The 3,361-nt window shown below is 75.7% G+C and carries 3 protein-coding genes; 1 reads left to right on the plus strand and 2 read right to left on the minus strand.

Features of this window, described 5'->3' with window-relative positions:
• Positions 1–11: 11 nt before the first annotated feature.
• Entirely contained in the window at positions 12–533 is a 522-nt protein-coding gene (locus HYE82_RS35205) for a hypothetical protein (protein WP_179178297.1), read from the minus strand.
• A 97-nt stretch (positions 534–630) separates the two neighbouring features.
• Positions 631–933, minus strand: a complete 303-nt coding sequence (locus tag HYE82_RS35210) for an SH3 domain-containing protein (protein WP_179178298.1) — start codon at positions 931–933, stop codon at positions 631–633.
• Between the two features lie 107 nt (positions 934–1,040).
• Here HYE82_RS35210 and HYE82_RS35215 point away from each other — a divergent pair, with 107 nt between their 5' ends.
• The gene (locus tag HYE82_RS35215) at positions 1,041–3,281 is read left to right on the plus strand and encodes a protein kinase (protein ID WP_309144557.1); all 2,241 of its coding nucleotides are present in this window, start codon (positions 1,041–1,043) and stop codon (positions 3,279–3,281) included.
• Positions 3,282–3,361: the final 80 nt, after the last annotated feature.

Below are 3,361 nucleotides of genomic sequence, written 5' to 3' on the forward strand. Positions count from 1 at the left end.
CCGGGGGCGGGCTACTTCTTGCGCTTGGGGCGGCGCGCGGCCGGGTTGCCCGTACGGGAGCGGCGGCGGCGCTCGTACTCGGCGAGGGCGCGCTCGTACTCGGCGCGGCGGAGCTTCTCGCCGGGGGCCTCGTGGAAGCAGCGCAGGAAGTACGCGATGAGGGAGCCGATGAAACCGATCATCTTCAGGCCCTTGAGCGAGGCCTCGTCCGAGGAGGGGAACGGGCGGCGGCCGAAGGACTCCCACGTCTTGAGGAACGCGATCGCGCTGGCGATCGCGAAGAGGATGACGACGGAGATGCTGAGGAACGAGCCGACCTTGCCGATCTCCAGCCCCTCGTACGCGAAGCGCAGCAGGTAGGCGGCGGCGAAGGCCGCGACGAGCGAGCCGAAGCCGGCGGCGGCGCGGCGCACGGCGTAGCCGCCGTCGTGCTCGACCCACGTGGTGCCGAAGAACGGGATCGGCTCCGGCTGCGGCCCGGCGGGCGGGGCCGCGGGCGTCTCGGCGGGGGTCTGCTGCTGTTCGTCGCTCACACCGGCGATTATCCACCGCCGGCGGCGGACGGCCCGGTGCGTCTCACGTGTCAGACGCCGTCGGACGGACCGGGCCGCGGCACCCCCTGTTGCCGTGTCAGCCGCAGGGGGAGGCGACGTAGCCGTCGCTGCCCGTCCTGACGTACGCGTCGGAGACGAACTCGCCGTTGCCGACGCAGTCCCAGATACGGGTGGTGCCGTACGGGCCGCTGACCGTCTCGCCGTCCGTCTGGCAGCGGATCGTCACGGACGCGCCGTACGGGAGGACCCTGACGATCGAGTAGCCGGTGCCGGGACCGCTGCGGACGTTCACCCGGTGGCCCGGCGCAACCGGGAAGGTCTGGAATCCGGACCCCGAGTCGAGGGCCTCGATTTGGCTGGATTCGTTCTCTGCGGACATGTGAAAACTCCCCCCTTTTGGCACTGCTGTGAACAACTCGCGCAGGTTAGCAGGCCCTTGGGGATTCACACGGGACATCGACTAGGCTCCGGCGGGGGTGGTGAGCAGTGCAGTCGCTGCACGCGGACTACGTTGGCTTTCCGGAATACGCCGGCCAGTACCGGCTCGAATCCGTGCTCGGGTCCGGCGGCATGGGCATCGTCCACCTGGCCACGTCCGGCTCCGGGCTGAAACTCGCCGTCAAGATCGTGCACCCCCAGCACGCGGTCGACCCCGAGTTCCGCGCCCGGTTCCGCCAGGAGGTCGCCGCCGCCCGGCGGGTCAGCGGCGCCTTCACCGCGCCCGTCGTCGACGCCGACCCCGACGCCGAGCGGCCCTGGATGGCCACCCTCTTCATCGACGCCCCCACCCTCGCCGAACGCGTACGGGAAAGGGTGCTGGACCCCGCCGAACTGACCCGGCTCGCAGCCGGACTCGCGGAGGCCCTGCGCGACATCCACCGGGTCGGGGTCGTCCACCGCGACCTGAAGCCGAGCAACGTGCTGATGGCCCCCGACGGGGTGCGCGTCATCGACTTCGGCATCTCCCGGCCCGCCGACAGCGACCTGCGCACCGAGACCGGGAAGCTGATCGGGACCCCGCCCTTCATGGCGCCCGAGCAGTTCCAGCGGCCGCGGGAGGTCGGCAGTGCCGCCGACGTGTTCGCGCTCGGCGCCGTCCTCGTGCACGCGGCCACCGGGCGGGGCCCCTTCGACTCCGACAGCCACTACCTCGTCGCGTACCAGGTGGTGCACGGCGAACCCGATCTGACCGGGCTGCCGCCGCAGCTCGCGCCGTTGATCGCCCGCTGCCTGTCGAAGGACCCCGACGACCGGCCCACCGCCGACGCCCTGATCTCGGCGATGCGAGCCCTCGCGTACCCGACCGGCGAGGACACCCGGACCTTCGTGCCGCAGCCCCGGCGCCCCACCTCCCCCGCCGGGACGGACGCGGCGCGGCGCCGCGCCGAGGAGCCGACGCACCAGCGGGCCCGGCCGCCCGCCGAGCTCGCCGCGGCCGCCGCGGTCGCCGGGACCGCCCCGGGGCCGGCGGGCCGCGGCCGGCGGCGGGCGCGGGTCATGGCCGCCGCCGCGGCCGGGCTGCTCCTGGCCGGCGGGGCGGTGGGCGGCGGCTGGTACCTCCGCGGCGGCGACGGCACGCAGCAGAGGGCGGGCGGCGACACGCCGTCGGCCGCGGGCGCGCAGAAGGCATTCGCGCCCTGGTCGCGGGTGCTGGTCGGGCCCGGGACCGGGACCGCCGGGCCGGCCGGGACCGCGCCGTCCGCCTGCTCCTGGGCGGAGGGAACCCTGTACTGCTCGGGACACGGGCTGGCCGCGGCCCGGCTGGACCCCGCCGACGGCTCGGTCGTGTGGTCCGTCCAGGCCTCTCCCGGCACCGTCGAGACCGCCGCCCCGCTGCACGACGGCGGGCTCGTCCTCACCACCTCGGCCGGCGGCCACACCCTGCGGGCACTGGACCCGGCGACCGGGGCGGAGCGGTGGAAGCGGGTGCTGCTCCCCGGGTCGCGGGTCCTGCCGGCCGGCCCGCGGGTGGTGATCACGCTGCCCGACGGCAAGGCGATCTCCGTGGACGCGGCGAGCGGGGTCGCGCAGTGGACCAAGCAGCTCGGTGGGGTCGGCTCGATGTGGTCCGCCGGGGAAACACCGACGACGGCGGCGCAGCCGGGTGCGGCCCCCGCCCTGTACGTGGCCACGCCCGCGGCCGACGGGAAGTCCACCCAGGTCTCGGAGGTCGACCCCCTCACGGGTGCGGTGCGCGCGCTGGCCCGGACCGCGGGCTTGGCGGAGCCGGTCGGCGTGGCCGGCGGCGGGCTGTTCCTGCTGGAGAACGACGCCGGGGCGATGGCCCGGTCGGTGCTGCGGGTGGACCTCGGCTCGCGGGCGGTGCGGTCGGTACCCCTGTCCGCCCCGCTGCTCCAGGCCCAGGCGGCCGTGGGCCCCGACGGCACGGCGTACGTGTTCGGGGTGTCGGGCGCGTTGGCGGCGGTGGGCACGCAGCGCGAGGAATGGCGGCTGCAGACCGGGGTCACGGCGGCCTCGCGGCCGGTGCTCGGCGGGGACCGGCGGGTGTACCTGGCCGCGGTCGACGGGCGGCTGCTCGCGGTGGACGGCGCGGCCGGGCGGCTGGTCGGGCAGACTCCGCCGCGGATGGGGGCGGCGGCCGGGCGGGGCACCGGTGCCTTCACGGCGACGTTGCCGGCGCCGGTCGCCGCCGCCGGGCGAGTTTTCGCGACCGCGCCCGACGGGTCCGTGTTCGCCGTGGATGCGGGCGACCCCGCCGCGTGGTAGCCCCGCTGGTACGCCGCCCGGCTGGTCCGGCGCAGCCGGGAACCCCGGGGCGCCGCCCCGAGCCCCGCGCATCAAACGCC

Origin of the sequence: Streptomyces sp. BR123 (assembly GCF_013401435.1) — a bacterium.
In the GTDB taxonomy this organism is placed as follows: domain Bacteria; phylum Actinomycetota; class Actinomycetes; order Streptomycetales; family Streptomycetaceae; genus Streptomyces.